The sequence below is a fragment of the Arthrobacter sp. AG1021 genome (assembly GCF_003633665.1).
Classification (GTDB): Bacteria; Actinomycetota; Actinomycetes; order Actinomycetales; family Micrococcaceae; genus Glutamicibacter; species Glutamicibacter soli.
Genome location: NZ_RBLB01000008.1, coordinates 462825 through 486780 on the forward strand (window position 1 = coordinate 462825; position 23956 = coordinate 486780).

Genomic DNA, 23956 nt, shown 5'->3' on the forward strand with positions numbered 1-23956 from the left:
AGCCAGCGGTTAACGGCAAGCTGCCCTGCCCGAAACTTGTTCGGGCAGGGCAGCTCATTCGCGTTCGAGGTGGACGATTCCCGCTTAGGCGTCGCCGCCGGCGTTGCCGGACTTGCCGGCGTTCGGGTTGTTCAGATCGTACTTGGCGTGCGCCTTGATGGCCGAGTCGGCCGCGATCTCGCCGCGCTCAACCAGCGAGTGCAGGGTCTGCACCACCAGCGAGTGCGCGTCGATCTTGAAGAAGCGGCGCGCCGCCGAGCGGGTGTCCGAGAAGCCGAAGCCGTCGGCGCCCAGGGTGTGGTACTCGCCCGGGACGTACGGACGGATCTGCTCCGGCACCGCACGCATGTAGTCCGTGGTCGCGATGAACGGACCGGTGGCCGAGGACAGCTTCTGGGTCACGTACGGCACGCGGCGGGCCTTGGACGGATCAACCAGGACCTGCTCGTCGGCGTGCAGGCCGTCGCGGGTCAGCTCGTTCCACGAGGTCACGGACCAGACGTCTGCGGACACGCCCCATTCGTCGGCCAGGATCTTCTGGGCTTCCAGGGCCCACGGCACTGCCACGCCCGAAGCCAGCAGCTGCGCGCGCGGGCCGTCGGTGGTGGCTTCCTTGAGCAGGTAGATGCCCTTCTCGATCCCCTCGACGTCCACGTTCTCCGGCTCGGCCGGCTGGTGGATCGGCTCGTTGTACACGGTCAGGTAGTACATCACGTTCGGATCCTCGTGGGTTCCGCCGTACATGCGCTCCAGGCCGGAACGCATGATGTGGCCGATCTCGTAGCCGTAGGCCGGATCGTAGGTGATAACCGCCGGGTTGGTGCTGGTCAACACCGGCGAGTGGCCGTCGGCGTGCTGCAGGCCCTCACCGGTCAGGGTGGTGCGGCCGGCGGTGGCGCCGATGATGAAGCCGCGGGCCATCTGGTCGCCGGCGGCCCAGAACTGGTCGCCGGTGCGCTGGAAGCCGAACATCGAGTAGAACACGTAGATCGGGATCAGCGGCTCGTTGTGGGTCGAGTAGCTGGTGCCCGCCGCGGTGAACGCGCCGACGGCGCCGGCCTCGTTGATGCCCGGGTGGATCAGCTGGCCCTGCGGGGATTCCTTGTAGGCCAGCACCAGGTCGCGGTCCACGGACAGGTAGTTCTGGCCGCCCGGGTTGTAGATCTTGGCAGTCGGGAAGAACGCGTCCATGCCGAAGGTGCGGGACTCGTCGGGCACGATCGGCACGATGCGGTGGCCGAATTCCTTGTCGCGCATGAGGTCCTTGAGCAGGCGCACGAAGGCCATGGTGGTGGCCGCCTGCTGCTTGCCCGAACCGCGCTTGGCGATGGCGTAGGCCTTCTCGCCCGGCAGGGTCAGCTTGACGTCGGATTCCTGGCGGCGCGACGGCACGGAGCCGCCGAGCTTGGCACGGTGCTCCATCATGTACTTGTACTCGGCCGAATCCTCGGACGGGCGGTAGTACGGAGGCAGGTACGGATCGGCCTCGAGCTGCTCGTCGGTGATCGGGATGCGCAGGTGGTCGCGGAAGCCCTTGAGGTCCTCGAGGGTCAGCTTCTTCATCTGGTGCGTGGCGTTGCGGGCCTCGAAGTGCGAGCCCAGGCCGTAGCCCTTGACCGTCTTGGTCAGGATCACGGTCGGCTTGCCCTTGAACTCGGTGGCTGCCTTGTAGGCCGCGTACACCTTGTGGTAGTCGTGGCCGCCGCGCTTGAGGTTCCAGATCTCATCGTCGGTGTAGTCCGCGACCAGTTCCTTGGTCTCCGGGCGCTGTCCGAAGAAGTGCTCGCGCACGAACGCGCCGGACTCCGCCTTGTAGGTCTGGTAGTCGCCGTCCGGGGTCTGGTTCATGACGTCGACCAGGGCGTTGGTCTTGTCGGCTTCGAGCAGGGCATCCCACTCGCGGCCCCAGACGACCTTGATGACGTTCCAGCCGGCGCCGCGGAAGAAGGCTTCCAGTTCCTGGATGATCTTGCCGTTGCCGCGCACCGGGCCGTCAAGGCGCTGCAGGTTGCAGTTCACCACGAAGGTGAGGTTGTCCAGCTTCTCGTTGGCCGCCAGCTGCAGGAAGCCGCGCGACTCCGGCTCGTCCATTTCGCCGTCGCCCAGGAAGGCCCAGACGTGCTGCTCGGAGGTGTCCTTGATGCCGCGGTTGTGCAGGTAGCGGTTCAGCTGGGCCTGGTAGATCGCGTTGGCCGGGCCGATGCCCATCGACACGGTCGGGAATTCCCAGAAGTCCGGCAGCGAACGCGGGTGCGGGTAGGAAGGAAGCGCGTGGCCTTCCTTCGACTTCTCCTGGCGGAAGCCGTTCATGTCCTCTTCGGACAGGCGGCCTTCGAGGAATGCGCGGGCGTACATGCCCGGCGAGGCGTGGCCCTGGAAGAAGACCTGGTCGCCGCCGCCCGGGTGGTTCTTGCCACGGAAGAAGTGGTTGAAGCCCACTTCGTACAGGGTCGCGGCGCCTGCGTAGGTGGAGATGTGGCCGCCGACGCCGATGGAAGGCTCCTGGGCGCGGTGCACCATGATGGCGGCGTTCCAGCGCATGAACGCGCGGAAGCGGCGTTCGATCTGCTCGTCGCCGGGGAACTCGGGCTCCTGGTCGACGGGGATGGTGTTCACGTAGTCGGTGGTGGTCACCATAGGCACGCCAACGGACTTGGCGCCGGCACGCTGCAGGAGCGAGCGGATGATGAACTGGGCACGCTCGGTGCCCTGGGTTTCGACGAGTGCGTCGAACGAGTCCAACCATTCCTGGGTTTCCTCGGGATCCCGATCGGATAGCTGGTAAGTCAAACCACTACGGATCTGGGAGATGTGTTCCTCTACAGCCACTGAAGCTCCTTGATTGAAATTGCGGCTCCGCCGCGGTGCAGACATTTTTCTGCCGTGCAGCGGGATGGGACATCGGGTGCAGTAACACTGGAGTGGTGTGTCCTGCTCGGTTCACTGCCTACTCTAATGAATCGAAAGCCGAAAAATCGACGAGATTTTTGGGCAAAATAGCATTAAATAGGCTATTTTAGGTGACTTATGCAACAGTGTGCAGGAGTCAACGCTAGATTGACCCTGTCAAATTGGCCTGCATCACTTTTTGGCGGGCGATATTCGTTCGGCGTGTTATTGCCTTAGCGCTTGAATGGAGCGACGAAACGGTGTTTCGTTGGTAGTAACGCTTTGCACCATCAGGAGGAATGAAGTGAGCGACGCCGTATCGGCAAACCTGGAGTCCGTTAAAAAACTGGGCTTCAAGAATGAAGACCTTATCCAGGAACTGGGTTACGACGATGACGTGGACTACGATCTTCGCGACGCGATCGAGGACACTATTGGTTCAGAGCTGCTCACCGAAGAGGATCACGACGTCGTTGATGCAGTGATTTACTGGTGGCGTGATGGTGACGGAGACCTTGTCGACGCGCTGATGGACTCGCTGAGCAACCTTGGGGAGGGTGGCATCGTATGGCTGCTGACCCCGAAGCAGGGTCGCGAGGGACATGTGTCCCCATCGCTGATCCAGCAGGAAGCTCCGAGCGCCGGGCTGCACGTGACTACCACCGAGGGTGTCTCGGCCGACTGGTCGGCCATTCGTTTGGCACCGCGCAAGAAGAACTAAATGATCGAAACGGGTTCACGCCTGTTCGACTTCTCGCTGGAAAATCAGTACGGCGAAATGATCACCAGCACCGGGCTGTCCGACGGCCGGGTGCTGGTTGTCTTCTATCCGTGGGCATTTTCCCGCGTCTGCGGCTCGGAATTGGCGCAGCTCCAGGAGCATCTCGAGTACTTCGCCAACCGTTCGGTGCGGGTTGTCGCGATTTCGGTGGATCACAAGTTCGCGTTGCGAAATTATGCCGAGGCGTTGGGGATCCAGTTCGACCTGCTGGCCGATTTCTGGCCTCATGGTCGAGTGGCGCGGCTAGCCGGCGCGTTCGACGAGCGGCAGGGCGTGGCGACACGGCTGTCGATTTATCTTGAAGACGGGATAGTGCGTCGAACTTTCACCAGTGAAATGACCCAGCCGCGCAGCCTGGAGGACTATCGGAGCGCCATCGACAAAGCGTAGAAGCATTGCGGCGCGTTCGGGAAACGCCCCGATTTGCGCAGAGCTGGAAAGCTCTGTAAAGTAATTCCTCGTTGGCTTGCAAAAGCTGATGTGGTTAGGGCCTTTAGCTCAGCTGGTAGAGCGTCACGTTTACACCGTGAATGTCATCGGTTCGATCCCGGTAGGGCCCACCAAAGAATAACCCGCTCCCACTAGCCTGTTTAGGTTGTGGGGGCGGGTTTTTTCGTGTTTCATGGGTCGCTCAACTTAGGCCAGTTTGATACTGTTTAACACCATTTCAGACGGCTAAACACGTAAGAAAAACGTAAGCTACTCGTAAGTAAAACGTAAGGCTACGCCGCCGCCGGCAACTGCGGGTGAACAATCCGCTGCAATCTCACGGCCAAGTCGTCGAGATCCTGGTCGAATAATCCGGCGTACGTGTCCAGTGTGATGCTGGCCGTCGCGTGTCCCAGCTGGCGCTGCACCGCTTTCACCGAGGCACCCGACTGCACCAGCAACGAAGCCGCGGTATGGCGGAGATCATGCACCCACATGCTTGTCGGTATCGTCACCGGGTTCTTCGTGCCGCGCGCCCGGGCCGCTTTCGCCGCCTTGTTCACCGCTGCCACCGCATCATCGAACTGGCGCCGCTTGAAGTTGTTCGGGCGGATCTGGCAGCCGCGCACCGTCGTGAACACCAGATCATTCGGCCGCTTGTGCTCGATAAGGTCGCCCAGCATGCCGACCATGAACGGCGCAATGGACACGGTACGAGCCTTGCCGTTCTTCGGTGGGCCAACCACTGGCGGTCCACCTTTCACGAACACCACGGCACGTTCGATACGGATCCTGCCCCGGTCCAGCTGCAGGTCTTTGACCCGGAGCTCCGCAGCTTCCCCGATGCGGAGTCCACAAGTCGCCAGCAACCACACCAGCACCCGGTACAGTTCGTCCATTTCCTTCACCAGCGCAGTCACCTGCTTCACAGACAAGAACACGTGCTCCCGGGACAAGCCCTGCGGCAGGTTCACTTTCGACGCAGGGTTTTGCGCCAGAATCTTCTCGTCAACACACCATGTCAAGAACGACAGAAACCGGCCGTGGATGCTCGCAACCGTGCGCGGGGCAAGCTTCATCCCGGACACCCACGCTTGCACGTCACGCTTGCGCACAGCGCCGGCCGTGCAGTCGCCCCAGTATGGGCGCAGGTGCGCGCGCACATCTGATTCGGCCGCGTTGCGAGTCGACGCTTTCCAGTGCACAGTCGTCGCCAACCATTCATCGAGCAGGTCGGTGATGAACCTGTCCGCAGCGCGCCCGTTCACGTAGTTGCCGGTCATCTTGTCCGCGGTCACGTGGTCCAGGTGGGCCTGAGCTTGTTCCTGGGTGGCGAACTTCTTGGACCGGGCCACCCCGTCGGTATCGTCCCATAGCGCCATCCATCGGGCGCCGACACCGTAAGTGGACTTCCGAATGCGTTTCCCGTTGGCGTCTTTTTTCTTCGACAGCCACCGGTCTTCTACTCGGGCAACCATTGAAGGTCCTCCTGTTTTTGGGTACGCCGAATATGGCGTATGTAGGCTTGGACGTCGCGGGGGAGAACATCGAGTTCCGCGGCGATAGCGGTTGCGGTGTCGTGGATCTTGCAAGCCGCAACGAACAGCTCATGCCGTATCAGCCATGAAGCGCTGAGCTCTTCGGCTTTGCGCTCTTGGCGGGGGCTATGACCGGTGTGACCTAGGACCGCGTGTGCAGTCTCGTGAGAGAGCGTGGAGCGTTTCTGGATGGGCGCCAGCATGGGGCGCAGGTGGATGGTGTTTGTAGTTAGGTCGTAGGCTCCCCACCACCCGGGAGGGAGCTCACTTTCTTTGATCTGCGGCTTCAGCCGTGACAGCACTTCTTCGAACATGAGTCCGAATATAAGGTACGTCACCTACATTAACGGAATCCGACCGAGTAATTATGGAGTGTGTGGCAGGTCGTCGTGCTCGAATGTCCCACCCTCGCCCTGGCGGCCCGACGTGTCAGCTGCGAGGGTCACATCGGAACGCTTCGTCCCGGTGGCGGCCTGTAGGCGTTCGATGACTTCCTTGGAGATGGCGAGGTCCGACTCGATATGCTCCAGATCATGTTCGGTGCGGGCGAGCTTGTTCTCTGTCTCGGCGAGCTTGTCTTGTGCGCGGTCGATCTTCAGTTCGTACTGCTCATGCCACCAGAGCATCTGGGTCGCCATGTTGATAAGCATGTCCTGGGACTCTTTGGGTAGAGTCTTGCCGTTCTGGATGATGAGGTCCGAGGATCCGTAGGGGTTCGGGTCGAGTCCCACGCTGACGGCCGTTGCGGAGACTACGGCGCCGATGGAGACTTTGAGTCCGCGCGCTAGGCCTAGGAGTGTCTCTGTTGATGGGAAATCGACAGGGTCTTTAGTTGCGAGACGCTGCACCGTGGCGCGGTTGTTGAATCCACATTCGCGTGCGAGTTCGGCGTAGGTCCGGCCGTTGAGGTGGTCTCGGATGAGCGCCTGGAGGTTCTGGTTTTCTGGTTGGTTTGCCATGTCCCTAATGTGACTCCCGTGTCTCGCGGTAGCAACGTTCGTCAAATGTGACGTGTTTACTGTTAGATCTTACCTTTCCTAGCCTTTCTCTTTACTAACTTTTTCCCGTAATTCCGGGGCAGACCGCTAGTTCTAGGGAAAAGATGTAAGTTTGAGATTGACACTTGTTTACTTAGATGTGACACTGGTCCTACCGAAACAATCCACTCGTCATTACTGAAAGGCAAATCATGGGGTCGCCATTCCGAACACCAAACCCTTGGAAGGGGGTCGATTACATGCAGCTCCGATCCAAGGAAGCCTTCCGCACCTTCGTTTTCACCAAGGAAGACAAGGAAGCAATCCTCGCCGGCAAGCCGTTCGATGGAAAGAAGATGCGGCAATGTGTAGTCGCTGAACGCGCCGGAGTATCGCCGGCGTTCATTGCCCATCTCGCATCCGGTTACCGAACCTCATGCAAGCCTGAAACCGCTCAAGCAATCGCAGATGTTTTGGGCGTGAACCTCCTGGTTCTTTTTGAACCCAAGATGTCAATTTCAAAACAACAAGCGTCAGACCAAAAACAGCGCACCGGCCGTGCGCGTGTCCCGATGAAACTCGCAAGCTAGGAGCGTCATGCCAGATCTGACAGTCGAAGAGACCGCGCTGGAGCTCAAGCAGTCCACCACGATGGTCCGGAAACTCGCCAACCGAGGGAAGCTCCCCGGCGCATACAAGGGCGGTACCGGCGGACGGACCTCAGCTTGGCGCATCCCACACCGTGCACTGGACCTCTACAGGAAGTCCCAGCCCGGAGGGTACCGGCCATGAACAGGTGGGCCGCGCGCAACGGGTTGAAGCTCACCAAACGCTGGGAGCACGTCACCACCGCCATCGCCGGTGTCGCAGTCACATCATTCATCGTCCTCGCCTTCGTGCTGGACGCAGTCATCAAAACCAATCTTGGAGCCTGATCATGAGCCTCACATTCAAGGAATCCTCGCACCGCTACAAGCTGGACGGCCAGCACGTCACTGGCGTCACGACCATCCTCAAAGGCGGCATCCCCGCCCCGGCACTCGTTTGGTGGGCTGGCGGTGTAGTCGCCAAGTGGGCGATGGACCCGGCCAACGACGGCACCCTTGCCCGGCTCCGCGACGGCGACTACGACGAAGGCGTGAACTACCTGCAGCTGCTCCCGAACCGGGAGCGTGACGAAGCGGGGGAGAACGGCACCGCTGTGCACGACATGGCCGAACGCCTGATCCAGGACGGCACCGTCAAAATCCCAGCCGAGTTCGCCCACCTGACCAGCCACGTCGAAGGGTACGCAGACTTCCTCGACGCATGGCAGATCACCCCGGTGCTGGTGGAGCGGATCCTCGCGAACCGCACGCACTGGTACTCGGGCAAGTTCGACCTGTACGCCACGTCGCCGCTGCTCATGTCGCAGGCTGACATCGCCGCGGGGAAGGTCGTGCAGATCGACCTGAAAACGTCGAAGGGGGTCTACGGGGAGACCGCGCTGCAGACCGCGGCATACGCCCGGGCCGAGTTCTACATGGACGACTACGGCAACGAATCGCCACTGCCCGAGGTTGTGAAAACGTTCGTCGCACACGTCACCCCGAACGAGCGGGAGTCCGAGGTTGGGAAGCGGTACGACGGGTGGCCGCTCGGCACCAGCCTGTACCAGCTGGCCGGGTCCCCGGCGGAGATCGACCAGCACTTCGAAATGTTCTTGCATGCCAAGGCGGTCAAGGACGACGCGAAGGCCCGGGACAGCATCATCGGTGAACCGCTGCAGCTACCGGCCATCCAGGACGTGGCGGCATGAGCGCGCACACCGTCGACATTTACCCGCCGTACACGCCGTGCACGGACCTCCGATACACGCGGCGGGAGGTGAACAAAATGAACGGCCTCACCCCAGCGGAAGCCGCGAAAGCCGCCATCGCACTACTCAGCGATGCGACCCGCGACTGCGAAACCGGATACCCCGACGAGCACTACCGCAACGCAATCCTCGAACTCGAAACCCACCTAGACGACAACGCCTAGCAGACCCCAAAGGAGTCACCATGAGCAACACCCCAGCAGTACAAACCGACGGCTCGGACATCCAGCCGCTCAGCTTCGCCACCAGTGCCCCAGCCGTGCAAACCGCCGGCATGGTTCAACTCGAAGAATGGGCCGCGGAACTCGGATACGCCCACAAGATCGCCCAGGCGATGGCGCACTCGAACTTCCTGCCGAAGTCGCTCCGCGAGAAGGGCCGCGGAATTGTGAAGCCCATCGAGGAAATGGCCAACGACGCAGCAGTCGTGATCCTTGCCGGCAAGTCCGTCGGACTCGACCCGTTGCAGTCAGTGCAGAACATCTTCCCGGTGCACGGCCAGCCGTCCATGTACGCCCGCACTATGGGCGCACTGGTCGTGGCTCAGGGCCACGGTGTACGGCGTATGTCTGCCACCGAGGAGGCTGTGACCTACGCGGTTCGGCGCAAGGGCGACGACACCTGGGAGGAATTCACCTGGACGATCCAACGCGCACAGAAAGCCGGATACACCAGCAACAGCAAGTACGGGAGCGACCCCATCGCCATGCTCGGTGCCAAGGCCCTCGCCGAAGCTTGCCGCACCGTGTTCCCCGACGTGCTTCTCGGCATGGCATACAGCGTGGAGGACATGGAACTGGAAGACATGGGCGAAACCCCTGCCACTGCCGCTCCCGCCGCCGCGAAGACGATCACTCGGAAGCCGAAAGCGCAGGCCGCGGAGCGTCCGACGCGTCCCGCCCAGACGCCGGCGCCCGCCCCGGCCGAACCCGCAGCGCAGGATCCTGTCGCCAACACCGCCGACAGCGTGGACACGGCAACCGGGGAGATCATGCCCGAGGATGCGCCGGAAGCGCCAGTCGACTTCCTCGCCGAATGCGAAACCCGACTCGGCGACAAGAAAGCGCTCGGCGAACTCGGCAAGCAGGCCCGCGCCGCCGGCGCCAGCGAAGACATCATCGGCGTCATCACCGAAGCCTGGAAAGACGCAGCCTAACCCAACCCCGGCGGGGCGCAAGCCCCGTCACCACCAACACAGGAGTCACCATCATGAAGGTCACCAAGCTGATCAACAGCAACTACAAGAACGCCCGCCGCGTCGAAATCGTCCCCGACGCTGACGGAAAGCTCGTCATCATCGAAGGCAACAACGGCGCCGGCAAGTCCAGCGTCCTGGACAGCATCGCCGCAGCCCTCGGCGGAGTTGATTCGAAGTCCACCCCGAAGCCGATCCGCGACGGCCAGTCCAGCGCCGAGATCATCGTCGAAACTGAGGAGCTGACCGTCACCCGCCGGTTCACCCCGTCCGGGTCCACCTTGTCGGTCATGTCGAAGGACGGGGCGAAGTTCCCGAAGGGGCAGGCGAAGCTCGACGAGCTGGTCGGCAAGCTCAGCTTGGACCCGTTCGCGTTCACCCAGCTCGACGACAAGAAGCAGCTCGCCCAGCTTCTCGACCTAGTGGATCTGCCATTCGACCCGGCCCAGCTGGAAGCGGAACGCAAGGCTGTGTTCGACGAGCGTACCGCCGTGAACCGGGAAGTGAAAGAGCTCACCGCCCAGCTGCAGGCGTACGGCGACACCCCCGAAGGTTTGCCGGAGTCGGAGGTGTCCGTCGCCGAACTGCTGGGTGAATACCGTGCGGGCGAAGCCGAGAACGCGAGGATCCGTGAGGCGAAGAAGAAAACCGCCGAGTGGGCACGCCATATCGCGAAGCTCGAAGAGGAGCTGGAAACCGCACGCTCCTACTACGAGGACGCGGCCAACGACCCAGACAATAAGCGCGAGGAAACCGACCTCACCAGCATCCAGTCGAAGATCGACGGAGCGGAGGAAACGAACCGCCAGGTGCGTAAGGCGCAGGAGCGGGCGGCGCTGGCCGAACGCCACACTGCGACCGCTGACCGCGCCGCCCAGCTGACCGCGAAGATCGAAAAGATCGACACGGACAAAGCCGACATGCTCGCATCCGCCACCTTCCCAGTCCCCGGACTCGGCTTCGACGAGAACGGCGTCACTTACAACGGTGTCCCGTTCAAGCAGGCATCCACCGCCGAGCAGATCCGCGTCAGCATGGGCATGGCCATCGCACTGAACCCGAAGCTGCGCATCATCCGCATCGCCGACGGCTCCCTACTCGACCAAAACAGCCTCGCCCTCGTCGAAGAAATGGCCACCAAGCACGACTACCAAGTGTGGCTCGAATGCGTGGGAGAAGGTCGCGACGGCGCTTTCACCATCGTGGACGGAGAACTGGCATGAGCACCCCAGTCCACGACACCGAAACCACCATGGCCCTCGCCACCTACACGGTGGAAAAGATCAAGCCACTCGCAGACCGCATCCCCACCGGAACCGTCAGCATCCGAATGTTCCTGGGGGACTCGTTCTTCACCGTCCCCTGGTCCGTCGACGTCGTAGTGAACCGGCGCGACGTCCCACATGGATCGGAAGCCGGCACCGTCGCATACCGCACCTCCGCCACCAAGACAGAGGACATCGACGGGCTCGCCGCCGAACTCACCCAATACGTCAACAACCTAAGCCAGGCGAACGCAGCATGAGCACCCCAATCACCACTACCAGTGGAAGCAAGTTCTGGACCGACGAGCACAACGGAAAGAACGTCCTCAAGGGCGTCACCGTCGACGGCATCACCGCTGAAATCGGCACGTTCGACCTGTATCCCAGCGGCAACGTCTTCGCGTTCACCCCACGCCGAAGCGTCCTAGCATCGTTCACCGCATCCGCGCTGCGAGCCATCGCAGACCTCATCGACCAAACCACCAACGAACAGGAGAACCGATAACCATGGCCGGAGAGACAGTTATCACCGTCATTGGAAACCTGACCGCTGATCCCGAGCTCCGTTTCACCCCGTCCGGTTCTGCGGTAGCGAACTTCACCATCGCAAGCACCCCGCGGGTGTTCGACCGACAGACGAACGAGTGGAAGGAAGGCGAAGCACTATTCCTTCGGGCCAGCATCTGGAAGGAAGCCGCGGAGAACGTCGCCGAAACCCTGACCAAGGGAATGCGCGTTATCGCTCAAGGCCGGCTCCGGTCGCGTTCCTACGACACAAAGGAAGGCGAACGCCGCACCGTCATGGAGCTGGAGATTGACGAGATCGGCCCGTCGCTCCGGTTCGCTTCCGCCAAGGTCACTCGAACCCAGCGTTCCGGCGGTGGCGGTGCTGGTGGGTTCACGAACTCCGCACCGCAGAACACCCCGCAGCAGGGCGGTGGCTGGAACGCCCCAGCAACGGACCCGTGGAACACCGGGGGAGCGTCCAATGACGAACCTCCGTTCTAACCCGGCCGCGGTCTCTGAGCTCCGCCAGGCGCAGCAGCTCATCCACAAACTTGACCGGCTCCGCAACGACCAGAACCGGTCCAAGAAAGTCGGGTACGGCCCACGCACCCGCATCACCAGCACCGACCTCCGCCGGCGCGAACTCAACACCAAAATCATCTACCACCTTCACCAAGCGAAGGTCCTCAACGAACAGGAGACCCTACCGTGACCCGCAAAGTAACCGTCTACTCCAAGAACCCGTGCGGACAGTGCACCCTCACAAAGAACACCATGAACAAGCAGGGCGTGGAGTACGAAGAGATCCGCGCCGACCTGCCAGGCATGGAAGAACTCGCCGAATCGATCCGGGACCGCGCCAAGGAGCTCGGCGTCACCGGGACCATGCCCTACGTCACTGTGCACGACGCGAATAACCAGCTGATCGCCGACTGGTTCGGGTTCATCCCATCGAACATCACCGACCACGCCGCAGTCCGCGACGACGACGAAGCCGACGCAGCATGACCACCGCAATCCGAGACCCGCACCTCATCGAGTACCTGCAGGGCCGGCACCGGCGCCTGTCGGCACCAGCGAACCAGATCATCGCTGAAGCGCAAGGCGAAGCCCGCAGGATCCTAGCCGAAGCGTACGCACAACGCGACCAGGTCCTCGGTGACATGAATGCCACGTTCGAAGCCAAGAACCGCGAACTGAACAACCTCCGAGCCAACATCTCCAAAGCCCGCCGGGAACTCGCCGGGTGCAACGACAAGCTCACGGAGAAGGCGCGCCGCGAGGGCCACGCCAGGCTGCTGATCGTCACCGCTGAAGCCTGCAGGTACGACCGGACCGACAGGAAGGTGACGTCGTGAAAGGCGAAACCTGCCAGCGCGCATGTTGCTGGACGCCATTCTCAGTCTGCGCGCGTCAACACAAGTGCGGCTGCCACACAGACCGCAACGCAGCGCAACGAGCCGTCCGGCAACTCAACTGGAACATGGCCGAACTGCGACTCGCAGCACAACTCCAGAACAGGAAAACGAACACCAAATGACAACCATCACCGACATGTTCTGTGGAGCAGGCGGATCCTCCACCGGACTCTTGGAAATCCCGGGCGTGACCGTCCGCACCGCCATGAACCACTGGTCCCGGGCCATCGAAACCCACAACACCAACCACCCTGAAGTGGACCACGTCTGCGCAGACATCCAAGTCACTGACCCGCGCTATATCGCCACCTCCGATGTGCTGTGGGCCAGCCCCGAATGCACCAACCATTCGGTGGCGAAGGGCCGCAAGCGCATCACGAACCAGCCGGACCTGTTCGGTGACACCATCGCCGACGAGGCTGCCGAGAAGTCCCGCGCCACCATGTGGGACGTGCCCCGTTTCGCGGAGCACCACAAGTACAAGATCATCATGACGGAGAACGTCGTGGATGCCGCAAAGTGGGTGATGTTTGAAGCCTGGTTGCACGCCATGGAACTGCTCGGCTACGAGCACCACATCGTGTACCTGAACTCGATGCACGCGCAGCTCGGCGGGCTCCCCGCCCCGCAGTCCCGGGACCGCATGTACGTGGTGTTCTGGCTGAAGGGGAACCCGAAGCCGGACTTCGACAAGCTCCGCCCGGAAGCGTACTGCCCGACCTGCGACAAGACCGTGCGCGCGATCCAGCACTTCAAGAACGGGAAGCGGTGGGGACGCTACCGCGCCCAGTACGTCTACCGCTGCCCATCCACGAGCTGCCGCAACCAGATCGTCGAGCCCGGCTGGCTCCCTGCTGCGTACGCCATCGACTGGTCCATCCGTGGCCAGAAGATCGGGGACCGCACCCGCCCGCTGGCCGACAAGACCATGGCCCGCATCAGAGCCGGACTGGAGAAGTACGGCAATGCCAGGATCTCCATCGACGCAGTGCGCGGCGCCCCGATCCTGTCGGACGTGGACTCGGAGCCGTTCGCCACGCAGACCACAAGCTACACGCGTGGGCTGATGATTCCAGTGGAAGGTCGCGAGGGAAAAATGGCCCAGCAGATTAGCGATGTCATGCGAACACAGACCACCCGCAACGAAACCGGTTTGCTTGTTCCTGCCGGTGGCACCTGGCACGACGCTGCGCACTCTACGGATGATGCGTTGCGGACGCTGACCACACGTGAGGCTCATGGTCTGCTGACCACGCCAGGCCACCACATGCTGATGGAGTACTACGGCAACGGCGGCACACGTGGAGTAGACCAGGCGATCCCGACCATCCCCACCGTGGACCGGTTCGCCATGATCACCACCATGCGCGGCACCAGCGCCGGACACCTCGCCAGCAGTTCCAAGCCCGCCACCGACCCGCTCGGCACGCTCACCGCTGGCGGTAACCACCACGGCCTCACCGAATGGACTGCTGAGGACATCAACCAGTGCGAGTTCCGCATGTTGGAGCCACACGAAATCATGGCCGGCATGGCGTTCCCCAAGACCTACCAGATGACCGGGAACAAACGTGAGCAGGTCAAGCAGTCCGGCAACGCAGTGACCCCGCCCGCGGCCCGAGACATCGGAACCGTCGCCATCGCATCACTGGCCACAGCATGACCAGCCGATTCGAAGCACAGCACCCACGCTGTGGGCATTGCGGGGCGTGGGGCAAACGGTACGGCGACAAAGTGCAGTGCAACAACCCCAGTTGCGCCCGGGTCAGCACGTACACGGCACCAACCGAACCGCTCAGCTTCGCCACCGGGTACCGGCTACCGAAACCCAAGCGTCGACCCGTGCAGGTCAAAGACCATCCACCCATGCAAGACCAACTCGAACTGGAAGGAGACGAACCATGCGACGAGTAATCATCGAATCCCCATACGCGGGGGACATCGAACGCAACACCGTCTACGCGCGCCGCGCGGTCGCCGACTCGCTGGCCCGCGGCGAAGCGCCCATCGCTTCCCACCTGCTCTACACCCAGCCTGGCATCCTCGACGACACCGTGCCGGGGGAGCGCGCCAAAGGCATCGAAGCCGGACTCGCCTGGGGCGCTGCCGCCGAAGCCACCGTCGCCTACATCGACTACGGCTTCACCGACGGCATGCACTTGGGCCTCAACCGGGCACAAGCCGAAGGCCGCACCATCGAATTCAGGCACATCGGAGACAACCAGTGAAAACGTACCTCGATTTCATTCGCGCCAAAGCCGACTTCGAGAAGTCCTACGGACAGCCCGTCGAAGCTGGCGCCGTGAACCCGATCCTCAAAGAGCATCAGGCGGACATTGTCCGGTGGGCTGTGGAAGGCGGACGCCGCGCCATCTTCGCAGCATTCGGCCTTGGAAAATCAGTGATGCAGCTGGAAACCCTTCGCCTCACGCTCGCGCATGCTGGCGGGTCCGGGCTGATCATCGCACCCCTCGGAGTCCGCGGCGAATTCATCCGCGACGGCCGAATGCTCGGCATCGACGTGAAGTTCATCCGAACCATCGCCGACATGACCGGGCCCGGCATCTACGTCACCAACTACGAATCAGTGCGTGACGGGAAACTCGACGTCAACGAATTCACGGCCGTGTCACTGGATGAAGCTGGAGTACTGCGCAGCTTCGGATCCAAAACGTACCAGACGTTCCTCACCCTATTCCGTGAAGTACCGTACAGGTTCGTTGCCACCGCCACTCCATCCCCGAACCGGTACAAGGAACTGATCCACTACGCCGGGTTCCTCGGTGTTATGGACACCGGCCAGGCACTCACCCGGTTCTTCCAGAGGGACTCCACACAGGCGAACAACCTGACCCTGTACCCGCACAAACGGGACGAGTTCTTCATGTGGCTGAACTCGTGGTCGATCTTCCTCCAGTCGCCGGCCGACCTCGGCTACGACGCGACCGGGTACGTCCTCCCACCCCTGACGGTCGAATGGCATGAAGCGCCAGTCGACCACTCCACCGCAACGGTGGACAGGGACGGGCAAGCACACCTGTTCCGTGGTGGCGCGAAAGACCTGAAGAACATCGCAAAGGAGAAGCGTGACAGCCTAGGCTCACGCATCACCCAGATGATGTCCATCGTCGATAAGCACCACGCGCAAAACGACGGGCAGATCATCCTCTGGTGCGACCTGAACGCTGAACAGGACGAGATCGAACGGCAGCTGCGCATGCGCGGCCTGACCTACAGTTCCGTCCACGGTTCCCTGGACCCGGACGAAGCGGAACGACGCATCGACGAATGGCGCGACAAGGAAACGTACGCGCTCATCGGCAAACCAGTCCAGCTTGGGCAGGGCCTGAACTTCCAGCAGTGCAACACCGCAGTATTCGCGGGAGTCACCTACAAGTTCAATGACACGTTCCAAGCTTGGCACCGTATCCAACGCTTCGGCCAGCAACGACCCTGCACTATTCACATGGTCCACGCTGAATCCGAAACCGAGGTCGTCGCCGCACTCAAACACAAGTGGACCCAACATGAGGAGTTGACCAGCACGATGACCGACATCATCAAAGAGTACGGGCTCTCACGCAACAGCATCACCGACGCCCTCACCCGCAGCCTGGGTGTCGACCGCATCGAAGCCCGCGGAGAGAACTGGACCCTCGTGCACAACGACTGCGTGAACGAAGCGCAGCGCATGCCCGAGAACAGCATGGACCTGATCGTCACGTCCATCCCCTTCGCCAACCACTACGAATACACGCCCAGCTACAACGACTTCGGACACACCGACGACAACCGGCACTTCTGGGACCAGATGGACTACCTCACCCCGAACCTGCTGAAAGTGTTGAAGCCCGGCCGGATCTACGCCTGCCACGTGAAGGACCGCATCAACTTCGGTGCAGTCACCGGCGCCGGCATCCCCACCAGCTCGCCGTTCCACGCCGAAGCGATCTTCCACGCCATCAAGCACGGGTTCGACTACATGGGCATGATCACCGTCATCACCGACGTCGTCCGGGAGAACAACCAGACGTACCGGCTGGGCTGGTCGGAAATGGCGAAGGACGGCACCAAAATGGGGGCAGGCTCCCCAGAGTACGTCCTCCTGTTTCACAAGCCGCAGACCGACCGCTCCCGCGGCTACGCCGACACCCCCGTCACCAAGGACAAGGCCGACTACACGCGGGCCCGTTGGCAGGTCGACGCTCACGCGTTCTGGCGGTCCGATGGGAACCGTCCCCTCACCCCGGACGAGCTGGCCAGCCTGCCCGTGGAGCAGCGTTCCCGACTGTTCACCGAGCAGACCCTGCAGCAGGTGTACGACTACGAGTCGCACATCCAGATCGGGGAGCAGCTCGAAGGGAAGGGCGCGCTGCCGGCTACGTTCATGTCCCTCGCCCCGGGGTCCTGGCACCCTGACGTGTGGCATGACGTGAACCGCATGCACACGCTGAACGGAGAGCAGAAGCGCCGGAACGTGCAACTCCATTTGTGCCCTTTGCAATTTGATATCGTGGACCGGCTCATCGAACGGTATTCCAACCCGGGCGACACCGTCTACGACCCGTTCATGGGCTTGGGCACCGTCGCACTCCGCGCCCTGAAAAAGGGCCGCAAAGGGTACGGGTCCGAACTGAACCCAGGCTACTGGGCCGACTCGGTCAAGTACCTGGAAGCTGAGGAACGCGCGCAGGAAATGCCAACGCTGTTCGACCTCATCGGTGACGACGAGAACGCCGCGTGAGTTGCGATGCGACGGGGTGCACGTGTGCAGATCCAGTTGCCGAGGTGCCCGGACGAGTACTGCGACAAGGTATGGGCTGCTGACCGGCGAACAGCGAGCGAGCTGTATCGGGCGGTCGTGAACGCGACTGGCCATCAGAACCCGGTGCGCTTCTATGAGCATTCCGGTGGATGGCATTGGACCAGTGACGTTGACGGTTCTCGTCGTCCGACGGGCACCTGAGTAGATGTTGTGGGCGTGGGGATAACTGCGCCCACAACGTCAATCTGAATATGACACATGTAATTTCAAATAAGCTAGAATTGGGATAGGCAAGGAAAGGAAACCGCTGCCGTGTACGAATACCGACCAACACCAGTCCGGATCAAATACCAAGACCTCGCAGACCACATGAAAGACAACCCCGGCGTATGGGTCAAAGTCCGCACCGCCAACACCGAAGCCGCAGCCTGGGCCGCCGCCCAGCAAATCAAAACCGGCCGCCGCGCAGCCTTCCGCCCCGCCGGCGACTACGACGCATACACCCAAGGCTGCGACATCGTCGCCCGCTACACCGGAGGGCAGGAATCGTGAACAACTGGAAGCTGGGGGATCGGTGCACTTTCACCCACCGCCTCAACAAGCAGACCTGGGACCCGGAAACCTATCGGAAGTTCACCATCGACGGGAAGTACTCCGGCGCAACAGAAAAGCGATGGGTGCCCATCCCCGCACAGCATGAGGGTGTGATCGTCGGACAGCGCACTGTGCAAAACAACTGGGTCGACAGCGCCGGCGAATACCTGAACTATGCCGTCCCGACCAAATACATCAGGGCCTACCTCGTCGCTTACGACCTCCGCAAAAACCCCGTCTACGTCCTCCCCGAACACATGGAGCGCATCCCGTGACCATCCGATATGAACTGCACCCCAACCCGCCTACCAAAGAAGAGCTCGGTGCAGCTGTTGACCTCACCGACTATGTCACCACCGACGGCCTGCAAATCGACCCCGAATACGACACCGCAATCGAAGCATTCCGAACCGCGTTCCAGCACACCATCGACGTCACTGCCGACGACCTGCAGAAGCTCGTAGAGGAATTGGGCGCCCACGCTTTCACTGCACCACTCACCGCGCGCCGGGCCATGAACACCGACATGCGATACCCCACCAGCACCCCACCATGGAAACGAGGCCGAAAGTGAACACCATCATCTACCTCGACGTGGACGGCGTCATCAATGCGATCCGCAACGGCACCCCGTCGCAGAAGCGAACCGGGTTCAAAGACTTCCGGCGACAAGTAGTCCGCGGATACCAGATCCAATATGCGCAGGAACTCGTTGACTGGCTCAACACCCTGGCCATGCGCCCAGGCGTCACTATCAAATGGCTCACAACGTGGGAGCATGACGCCGCCGGAATGCTCGCACCGCAAATCGGGCTGAACGGACAACTGTGGGAAGTGCTCACCGGCGACCAGCACGCATGGCAAGGCCGCAACTGGTGGAAGCTCGGTGCGATCCGAGCCGACCACGAAAAGCACAAGCCAGGTCTAGCCATCTGGATCGATGACGACATCAAGCTCGAACGCGAAGCGCTCTACTGGGCCGCCGAAACCGAAAACGTCATGGCCATCAGCCCCGACCCACTCGACGGACTCACCCACGGCGACCTCGACCACATCACCCGCGCAATCACCGGAAAGGACGGCTAACCGTGGCGCGCAACTTCGCCAAAATTCAGACCGCGATCTGGACTGACGACGACTTCCTAGACCTCACCCTGACCGAACAATGGCTCTACCTCCACATCGTCACCCACGACGACCTCACCTTCGCAGGCTCCATGGACTGGCGCCCCAAAAAAGTAGTCCCCATGGCCCACGGGCTCACACTCGGAGAAATCACCGACGCCGCCGAAGTACTCCGCGCCAAGCGGTACTTCATCATCGACGACGACACCGAAGAAGTACTCGTACGCACCTACGTCCGCAACGACGAACTGCTCCGGCAACCCAACATGGGCATCCCCGTCGGCAAGGCGTACAGGTCCATGAGCTCACGAGTCCTGCGTGGCGTATTCATCCATGAGCTGCAGCGGCTCCACGCTAAAAACCCGGACTGGAAGTCATGGGCGCACCTCACCGAGGAGCTGCAAAAGAAAGCCATCGACCCGTGGGAAGGGTACGAAGTTCCGACCCTGAAACTGCCCGAAGCGTCACTGGCAAAAGGCATCGGTTTGGGTATCGGTGAACCCGTCGAAGAGCCACCCTTTTAGGTATCAAGAAAGGAATGCGGAAAGGCATCCATAAACCCATCTGGAAGGCATCCCGAAAGGTATCCCCAAACCCATTCAAAACAGATTCGGAACCCATCCGGAAAGGGATGCCGCACACCTTAACACCTTAACACCCTCCACCTTTCACCCTTCACCAGCCAATCGTTACGTAAGTAACGCGGGCGCGTTATTGAACAGCACACCCCAAAATCGGCCAGCCCCAACAACACCACCACGCAACGCCTGGCTGAGAAATTCACCAAGGAAAACCCATGCACGAACTCACCCACACCGAAGCCACCATCCTCGCCCAACTCCTCCACCACATCCGACCCGACTGGACCCCCAACAGCCTCATCACCATCCTCGGCAACAACCGCACCACCCCATCCCTCGCAGCACTCACCATCGCAGCCACCACCAAAGCCATGGACCCCACCTGCAAAACCCCAGCCCCCATCTTCCACCCCGGCAACCACTGGCCACCCACCACACGCCACCAAATCCCCACCGGCCCAGAATGCCCCGACCACACCGGCCACCGCGCCCACAACTGCGGTCCCTGCACCATCGACATCGAACTCGGAGACCGACCACCACACCTCCACGGCAAAGCACTCCACCCACACAAACGAACCCCACCCCCAGAAGGCTGGCGCAACAACCCAACCCCGTAGGGGTACCACACAACCGCGAAACTGCGAAACAGCATCAAACACCATCAAATGACATCAAACGTGCCCACCGTGCCGAACCGGCGTAAACAGCAAGACGTGCGTCTCGTTGAAAATACTCACAGGAGCGACAGGACCATGGCTGAAATCGACGTAAACCCCGATAGCGCCCACCAGTGCCACCCCGCATTTTCTGACCCCGCAAATCGGCGTACAGCGCTTCCGGGCCCAGTGTTGGTGTTCGACGTGGAGGGTACCCCGACGCCGCAGGGCAGCAAGAAGGCTTTCGCCAGGACGAACAAGACCACCGGGAAAACGACCGTCACCCTTGTCGAGTCCGCGGGGGATCGGCTGAAAGCGTGGCGGGCGGAGATCGTCGCTGCGGCCATGGTTGCCAAGGTCAAGGCGGGATGGGCGCCGGCGAATGGGCCTGTGGTCGTGGACCTGGTGTTCTACTTGCCGCGGCCGAAAGCCCATTATGGTTCGGGTCGGAATGCTGGGGTGTTGAAGGATTCGGCTCCGTTGGTGCCGACCACGAAACCGGACGGGGACAAGCTAACCAGGGCCGCGTTGGATGCGTTGACGACGGCGGCGGTGTACCGGGATGATTCGCAGGTTGTGGATTTCCGGGCGCGGAAGGTGTTTGCGGATGGCCGGCGTCCTGGCGCGCTCATCGAGGTTACCGCGTGGTAAAAATTTCGTAGCATTGTCTTTTCAAAAACACTTGTCGTCATCTTCAACGTGACGTAAGCTATTCGCAAGCAGTAGGAAACCCCGCCGGGCGGTCAGGCCCACCGGGTTCATCACAAGGGAGGGCCGCTGTAATGGCTTGGTACCACATCGTAGGAATCGCAGTAGTTGCATGGGTCGGCTTGAGCGTCCTGCTCGCCGGCGCCTGGTCACGGTTCGCATCCCGTCGCACGACACGCGAACAGCAGATCCTCCGCAGCATGAACGATCACCCAGCCGGCACCCGCCGCACCACCAAGATTTGAGGCACCCGAAATGACTACCACCCCAGCCGAAGTCACCATCCACACGATCCTGCGCACGCCGGACATGGCCGCGGAACTCGCGCTTCCCGAACAGCTGATCCTCGCAGACCGGTGCGACCGGTGCGGCGCCCAAGCACTCCACGCGTTCGCCCACACCATGACGGACGGCGGGTACGTGATCCTCCTGTTCTGCAACCACCACGCAAGGTCACACCACAACGCAACCTGCACCTGGGCCGCACACCACGACTACCGGATGCCTATGGACGTGTGGGAGAAGGAAGCCGCCGCCCAGAAGCAGAAAGCCATCCGCGACAACTCGGGCAAAACCGACCCAAACCCACCAACCCCACCACACCTGTCCCAGTGGGACCTCGACCGCTGGGCCTAACACCCACTCGAACATCTTGGAGAACACCATGCCGAAGAAACCAGGCACGCGACGCGCCGCCAAACGCCGCGCCGCCCGCGACCGCAGCAAGAACGACATCTGCCCTACCCACGGCGACAAAGCCAGCCGGAACTACCAGTTCTACCGGTGCGGCTGCCAACGCCAGCAGGTGACAGCATGACCATCAACCTGGACACCCTACGTAAGACCGCGGAAGCCGCAACCCCCGGACCGTGGGATCTTTACTCGACGCAGGACTACGAAGTGTTCTGTGCAGCGAATTTCACGGATTCCAACTACGATCCGCCTGCGGTAACTTACGGGTCGGACCGGTCAGAGGACGCCGAGTTCATCGCCACGTTCAACCCTGAAACCGTGCTCGCCCTCCTGTCCCGCCTCGAACAGGCTGAACAGGCCGTCCAACGAGTGCGGGAGGTTATCCGCCAGTACGACCCGGATCACCTGACCTGCATGTGCAACTCGGACGGCGACTGCTGCAAGTGCACCGTAGCCGACTTCCAAGAAGCCCTGGAGGGTGACGACAATGGCTGATCTGTACGAGTTCGAAATGCAGTACACCCAAGCCGATAAGACCGGGTACTACCACTCCCGCTGGGATCAGGGTGGCGTTGCCGAAGTCATCGCATCGACCCGCGAAGAAGCTCACCAGAAGCTATTGACGCTACTGGGCAGCTGCCCCCGCGGATTCGGATGGGGCTGGGCAGTCAAAATCCTATCCATCCGCGACCACCGAATCGTAGCCGAGGAGAAAACCGATGGCTAAGCAAACCTGCAAAGCATGCACGGGGACTGGCAAGGACTTCACGGTTCTTAAGGGAGGAACTGCTGATTTTCTTGGTTGCTTCACCTGCGACGGAACCGGAACCATACACCGCACCGGCCCGTACCGGCTGACGGACGGCACCTGGTCAGACGGCATAGACCGGACGCACCAGGTGCGTGCGTATGGGTTCAACAAGGCCAACCCCACCCGCTGGACAGTGAACAGGATTGGCGAGAGCTGGGAAGCCTACCAGTACGACTCAGAACGGGAAAGCTCGAACGGCCACTTCGGAACCCACGCCGAAGCCATCCGTTACGCCGACCATCACGCCCGCACCACCAAGAACGGAGACGCGTGATGCAGGTTATCGAATCGGCTACTGGTGCGCGTGTCCTCCCTTTCATGGGTGATCAAAACGCGACGGTATCGGAATGGGCGGCACACAGTGTTCGACGCCGACCTGCGAACCAAATCATCTGTGCATAGGCAGCTAGCCAGCAAGCTACACATTCAAGGAGACAACAATGACTAGCAAGACTTTCAAGAGCGCATACCCGGGGCGCAGCAACCAATCGTTGGAGATCCTTCGAGCGGATAACCGCGTTCGGGTGTCCGTGGATCACGCATCGGACGGTGCCCGGGGAATCATCATCGCCCCGTCTGATGCTCCTGCCCTTGCCCTCGCAATCCTCGAAGCGGCGGGGTACAAGGAGCACTCGAAGGCGAACCTAGGCTCGTCTGAACTTCTCGCATCCTATGGGATGACCAAGTTACGTCAGGCTGTGCAGGCCCAAGTGCGCGAGGAATCCGAAACCAAATCCCAGGCGGAGTTGGAAGCCGAAGCGCTGATGCTGGCGAACTCTGCGGTTCTAGCGGTAGGGAATCCGCCTTACCCGTCAATTGAGCACATGAGTGATACGTCCCTACGCAAGTGGCTCGCTGTTGCCCGTAAAGCACGCGAGCTTGGCGGGAGTGCAGAGAAGTGAGCATCGAGAACCTGCAAGTCCACCCAGGCACAGTGAATCCGAAAGCCCAGATGGAGCACAAGTACAAGACCATCGGCCCCGGCATCCCAGCGTGCACCTGCGGGAGCACGTTCGAATGGCGCTACGAATTCGACGACCACCAGCGATACTACGAAAGGGCCACTAGATGAACCAGACCAAGCTAAACCCGGTCAACTTTTTTATCGCTAAATTACGCTGATGGAATTGCTTGACGAATACCGGTCTATCGGAGGCAACGTG

General features: G+C 61.5%; 35 protein-coding genes and 1 tRNA gene. 32 read left to right on the forward strand and 4 right to left on the reverse strand.

Features of this window, described 5'->3' with window-relative positions; all coding sequences use genetic code 11:
- Positions 1-84: 84 nt before the first annotated feature.
- On the reverse strand, positions 85-2829 hold the full coding sequence (aceE, locus tag DFO58_RS10540) for a pyruvate dehydrogenase (acetyl-transferring), homodimeric type (protein ID WP_047118984.1): 2745 nt from the start codon (positions 2827-2829) through the stop codon (positions 85-87).
- 364 nt (positions 2830-3193) lie between these two features.
- Here aceE and DFO58_RS10545 point away from each other — a divergent pair, with 364 nt between their 5' ends.
- The 3 genes from DFO58_RS10545 to DFO58_RS10555 all read left to right on the forward strand — a co-directional run bounded on the left by DFO58_RS10545 (position 3194) and on the right by DFO58_RS10555 (position 4233).
- Positions 3194-3610 carry a DUF3052 domain-containing protein gene (locus tag DFO58_RS10545; RefSeq protein WP_231735959.1) on the forward strand — a complete coding sequence of 139 codons (417 nt, stop codon included), beginning with the start codon at positions 3194-3196 and terminating at the stop codon, positions 3608-3610.
- Positions 3611-4060: a redoxin domain-containing protein gene (locus tag DFO58_RS10550; RefSeq protein ID WP_053798012.1), complete on the forward strand. Its 450-nt coding sequence runs from the start codon at positions 3611-3613 to the stop codon at positions 4058-4060. It begins immediately after the preceding gene.
- A 97-nt stretch (positions 4061-4157) separates the two neighbouring features.
- Positions 4158-4233, forward strand: a tRNA-Val gene (locus DFO58_RS10555).
- Positions 4234-4392: 159 nt separating this feature from the next.
- On the opposite strand, the gene DFO58_RS10560 is transcribed toward DFO58_RS10555, so the two are convergent.
- The 3 genes from DFO58_RS10560 to DFO58_RS10570 are packed head-to-tail and all read right to left on the reverse strand — an operon-like array spanning position 4393 to position 6596.
- The gene (locus DFO58_RS10560) at positions 4393-5577 is read right to left on the reverse strand and encodes a site-specific integrase (protein WP_120990638.1); all 1185 of its coding nucleotides are present in this window, start codon (positions 5575-5577) and stop codon (positions 4393-4395) included.
- Positions 5562-5951 (reverse strand): ImmA/IrrE family metallo-endopeptidase, encoded by a 390-nt coding sequence (locus DFO58_RS10565; protein WP_147407251.1) that lies wholly within the window; start codon positions 5949-5951, stop codon positions 5562-5564. The genes DFO58_RS10560 and DFO58_RS10565 overlap by 16 nt, the downstream gene beginning before the upstream one ends.
- A gap of 51 nt (positions 5952-6002) precedes the next feature.
- On the reverse strand, positions 6003-6596 hold the full coding sequence (locus DFO58_RS10570; protein ID WP_147407252.1) for a helix-turn-helix transcriptional regulator: 594 nt from the start codon (positions 6594-6596) through the stop codon (positions 6003-6005).
- A 278-nt stretch (positions 6597-6874) separates the two neighbouring features.
- Between DFO58_RS10570 and DFO58_RS10575 the strand changes: the two genes are divergently transcribed.
- The 29 genes from DFO58_RS10575 to DFO58_RS10700 all read left to right on the forward strand — a co-directional run bounded on the left by DFO58_RS10575 (position 6875) and on the right by DFO58_RS10700 (position 23695).
- Positions 6875-7204: a helix-turn-helix transcriptional regulator gene (locus DFO58_RS10575; protein ID WP_183043162.1), complete on the forward strand. Its 330-nt coding sequence runs from the start codon at positions 6875-6877 to the stop codon at positions 7202-7204.
- Between the two features lie 7 nt (positions 7205-7211).
- On the forward strand, positions 7212-7406 hold the full coding sequence (locus DFO58_RS10580; RefSeq protein WP_120990646.1) for a helix-turn-helix domain-containing protein: 195 nt from the start codon (positions 7212-7214) through the stop codon (positions 7404-7406).
- Positions 7403-7549 carry a hypothetical protein gene (locus DFO58_RS18470; protein ID WP_183043163.1) on the forward strand — a complete coding sequence of 49 codons (147 nt, stop codon included), beginning with the start codon at positions 7403-7405 and terminating at the stop codon, positions 7547-7549. Before DFO58_RS10580 ends, DFO58_RS18470 begins: the two co-directional genes overlap by 4 nt.
- 2 nt (positions 7550-7551) lie before the next feature.
- The gene (locus DFO58_RS10585) at positions 7552-8412 is read left to right on the forward strand and encodes a hypothetical protein (protein WP_120990648.1); all 861 of its coding nucleotides are present in this window, start codon (positions 7552-7554) and stop codon (positions 8410-8412) included.
- Between the two features lie 77 nt (positions 8413-8489).
- A complete protein-coding gene (locus tag DFO58_RS18475; protein WP_183043164.1) occupies positions 8490-8636 on the forward strand; it encodes a hypothetical protein in 147 nt (48 codons plus the stop codon).
- A gap of 20 nt (positions 8637-8656) precedes the next feature.
- Positions 8657-9628 carry a hypothetical protein gene (locus DFO58_RS18480; RefSeq protein WP_183043165.1) on the forward strand — a complete coding sequence of 324 codons (972 nt, stop codon included), beginning with the start codon at positions 8657-8659 and terminating at the stop codon, positions 9626-9628.
- A gap of 53 nt (positions 9629-9681) precedes the next feature.
- On the forward strand, positions 9682-10890 hold the full coding sequence (locus tag DFO58_RS18485; RefSeq protein ID WP_183043166.1) for an ATP-binding protein: 1209 nt from the start codon (positions 9682-9684) through the stop codon (positions 10888-10890).
- Entirely contained in the window at positions 10887-11192 is a 306-nt protein-coding gene (locus DFO58_RS10600; protein WP_120990653.1) for a hypothetical protein, read from the forward strand. Before DFO58_RS18485 ends, DFO58_RS10600 begins: the two co-directional genes overlap by 4 nt.
- On the forward strand, positions 11189-11437 hold the full coding sequence (locus DFO58_RS10605) for a hypothetical protein (RefSeq protein WP_120990655.1): 249 nt from the start codon (positions 11189-11191) through the stop codon (positions 11435-11437). Before DFO58_RS10600 ends, DFO58_RS10605 begins: the two co-directional genes overlap by 4 nt.
- 2 nt (positions 11438-11439) lie before the next feature.
- Positions 11440-11940 carry a single-stranded DNA-binding protein gene (locus DFO58_RS10610; protein WP_120990657.1) on the forward strand — a complete coding sequence of 167 codons (501 nt, stop codon included), beginning with the start codon at positions 11440-11442 and terminating at the stop codon, positions 11938-11940.
- Positions 11921-12151, forward strand: a complete 231-nt coding sequence (locus DFO58_RS10615) for a hypothetical protein (RefSeq protein WP_120990659.1) — start codon at positions 11921-11923, stop codon at positions 12149-12151. Before DFO58_RS10610 ends, DFO58_RS10615 begins: the two co-directional genes overlap by 20 nt.
- Positions 12148-12447, forward strand: a complete 300-nt coding sequence (locus DFO58_RS10620; RefSeq protein WP_120990661.1) for a glutaredoxin domain-containing protein — start codon at positions 12148-12150, stop codon at positions 12445-12447. The genes DFO58_RS10615 and DFO58_RS10620 overlap by 4 nt, the downstream gene beginning before the upstream one ends.
- Positions 12444-12797: a hypothetical protein gene (locus DFO58_RS10625; protein ID WP_120990662.1), complete on the forward strand. Its 354-nt coding sequence runs from the start codon at positions 12444-12446 to the stop codon at positions 12795-12797. Before DFO58_RS10620 ends, DFO58_RS10625 begins: the two co-directional genes overlap by 4 nt.
- Before the next feature lie 178 nt (positions 12798-12975).
- The gene (locus DFO58_RS10630) at positions 12976-14520 is read left to right on the forward strand and encodes a DNA cytosine methyltransferase (protein WP_120990664.1); all 1545 of its coding nucleotides are present in this window, start codon (positions 12976-12978) and stop codon (positions 14518-14520) included.
- Between the two features lie 238 nt (positions 14521-14758).
- A complete protein-coding gene (locus DFO58_RS10635) occupies positions 14759-15085 on the forward strand; it encodes a hypothetical protein (RefSeq protein ID WP_120990667.1) in 327 nt (108 codons plus the stop codon).
- Positions 15082-17601, forward strand: a complete 2520-nt coding sequence (locus DFO58_RS10640; protein ID WP_120990669.1) for a DNA methyltransferase — start codon at positions 15082-15084, stop codon at positions 17599-17601. Before DFO58_RS10635 ends, DFO58_RS10640 begins: the two co-directional genes overlap by 4 nt.
- A gap of 390 nt (positions 17602-17991) precedes the next feature.
- Positions 17992-18174 carry a hypothetical protein gene (locus DFO58_RS10645; protein ID WP_120990671.1) on the forward strand — a complete coding sequence of 61 codons (183 nt, stop codon included), beginning with the start codon at positions 17992-17994 and terminating at the stop codon, positions 18172-18174.
- Entirely contained in the window at positions 18171-18491 is a 321-nt protein-coding gene (locus DFO58_RS10650; protein WP_120990673.1) for a hypothetical protein, read from the forward strand. The genes DFO58_RS10645 and DFO58_RS10650 overlap by 4 nt, the downstream gene beginning before the upstream one ends.
- Positions 18488-18790 carry a hypothetical protein gene (locus tag DFO58_RS10655; protein ID WP_120990675.1) on the forward strand — a complete coding sequence of 101 codons (303 nt, stop codon included), beginning with the start codon at positions 18488-18490 and terminating at the stop codon, positions 18788-18790. Before DFO58_RS10650 ends, DFO58_RS10655 begins: the two co-directional genes overlap by 4 nt.
- Positions 18787-19302 carry an HAD domain-containing protein gene (locus tag DFO58_RS10660; RefSeq protein ID WP_120990677.1) on the forward strand — a complete coding sequence of 172 codons (516 nt, stop codon included), beginning with the start codon at positions 18787-18789 and terminating at the stop codon, positions 19300-19302. Before DFO58_RS10655 ends, DFO58_RS10660 begins: the two co-directional genes overlap by 4 nt.
- Before the next feature lie 2 nt (positions 19303-19304).
- Positions 19305-19865, forward strand: a complete 561-nt coding sequence (locus tag DFO58_RS10665) for a hypothetical protein (RefSeq protein WP_120990679.1) — start codon at positions 19305-19307, stop codon at positions 19863-19865.
- A 272-nt stretch (positions 19866-20137) separates the two neighbouring features.
- Positions 20138-20542 carry a hypothetical protein gene (locus tag DFO58_RS10670; protein ID WP_120990682.1) on the forward strand — a complete coding sequence of 135 codons (405 nt, stop codon included), beginning with the start codon at positions 20138-20140 and terminating at the stop codon, positions 20540-20542.
- Positions 20543-20677: 135 nt separating this feature from the next.
- Positions 20678-21232: a RusA family crossover junction endodeoxyribonuclease gene (locus tag DFO58_RS10675; RefSeq protein ID WP_183043167.1), complete on the forward strand. Its 555-nt coding sequence runs from the start codon at positions 20678-20680 to the stop codon at positions 21230-21232.
- 312 nt (positions 21233-21544) lie between these two features.
- Positions 21545-21925: a hypothetical protein gene (locus DFO58_RS10680; protein WP_120990686.1), complete on the forward strand. Its 381-nt coding sequence runs from the start codon at positions 21545-21547 to the stop codon at positions 21923-21925.
- Between the two features lie 28 nt (positions 21926-21953).
- Positions 21954-22106 carry a hypothetical protein gene (locus DFO58_RS18490; RefSeq protein ID WP_183043168.1) on the forward strand — a complete coding sequence of 51 codons (153 nt, stop codon included), beginning with the start codon at positions 21954-21956 and terminating at the stop codon, positions 22104-22106.
- Entirely contained in the window at positions 22103-22477 is a 375-nt protein-coding gene (locus tag DFO58_RS10685) for an ead/Ea22-like family protein (protein WP_120990688.1), read from the forward strand. Before DFO58_RS18490 ends, DFO58_RS10685 begins: the two co-directional genes overlap by 4 nt.
- On the forward strand, positions 22470-22709 hold the full coding sequence (locus DFO58_RS10690; protein WP_120990690.1) for a hypothetical protein: 240 nt from the start codon (positions 22470-22472) through the stop codon (positions 22707-22709). Before DFO58_RS10685 ends, DFO58_RS10690 begins: the two co-directional genes overlap by 8 nt.
- Positions 22702-23067 (forward strand): hypothetical protein, encoded by a 366-nt coding sequence (locus DFO58_RS10695; protein ID WP_120990692.1) that lies wholly within the window; start codon positions 22702-22704, stop codon positions 23065-23067. Before DFO58_RS10690 ends, DFO58_RS10695 begins: the two co-directional genes overlap by 8 nt.
- A 166-nt stretch (positions 23068-23233) precedes the next feature.
- Complete coding sequence (locus DFO58_RS10700; RefSeq protein ID WP_120990694.1) at positions 23234-23695, forward strand: hypothetical protein; 462 nt, start codon at positions 23234-23236, stop codon at positions 23693-23695.
- Positions 23696-23956 lie beyond the last annotated feature (261 nt).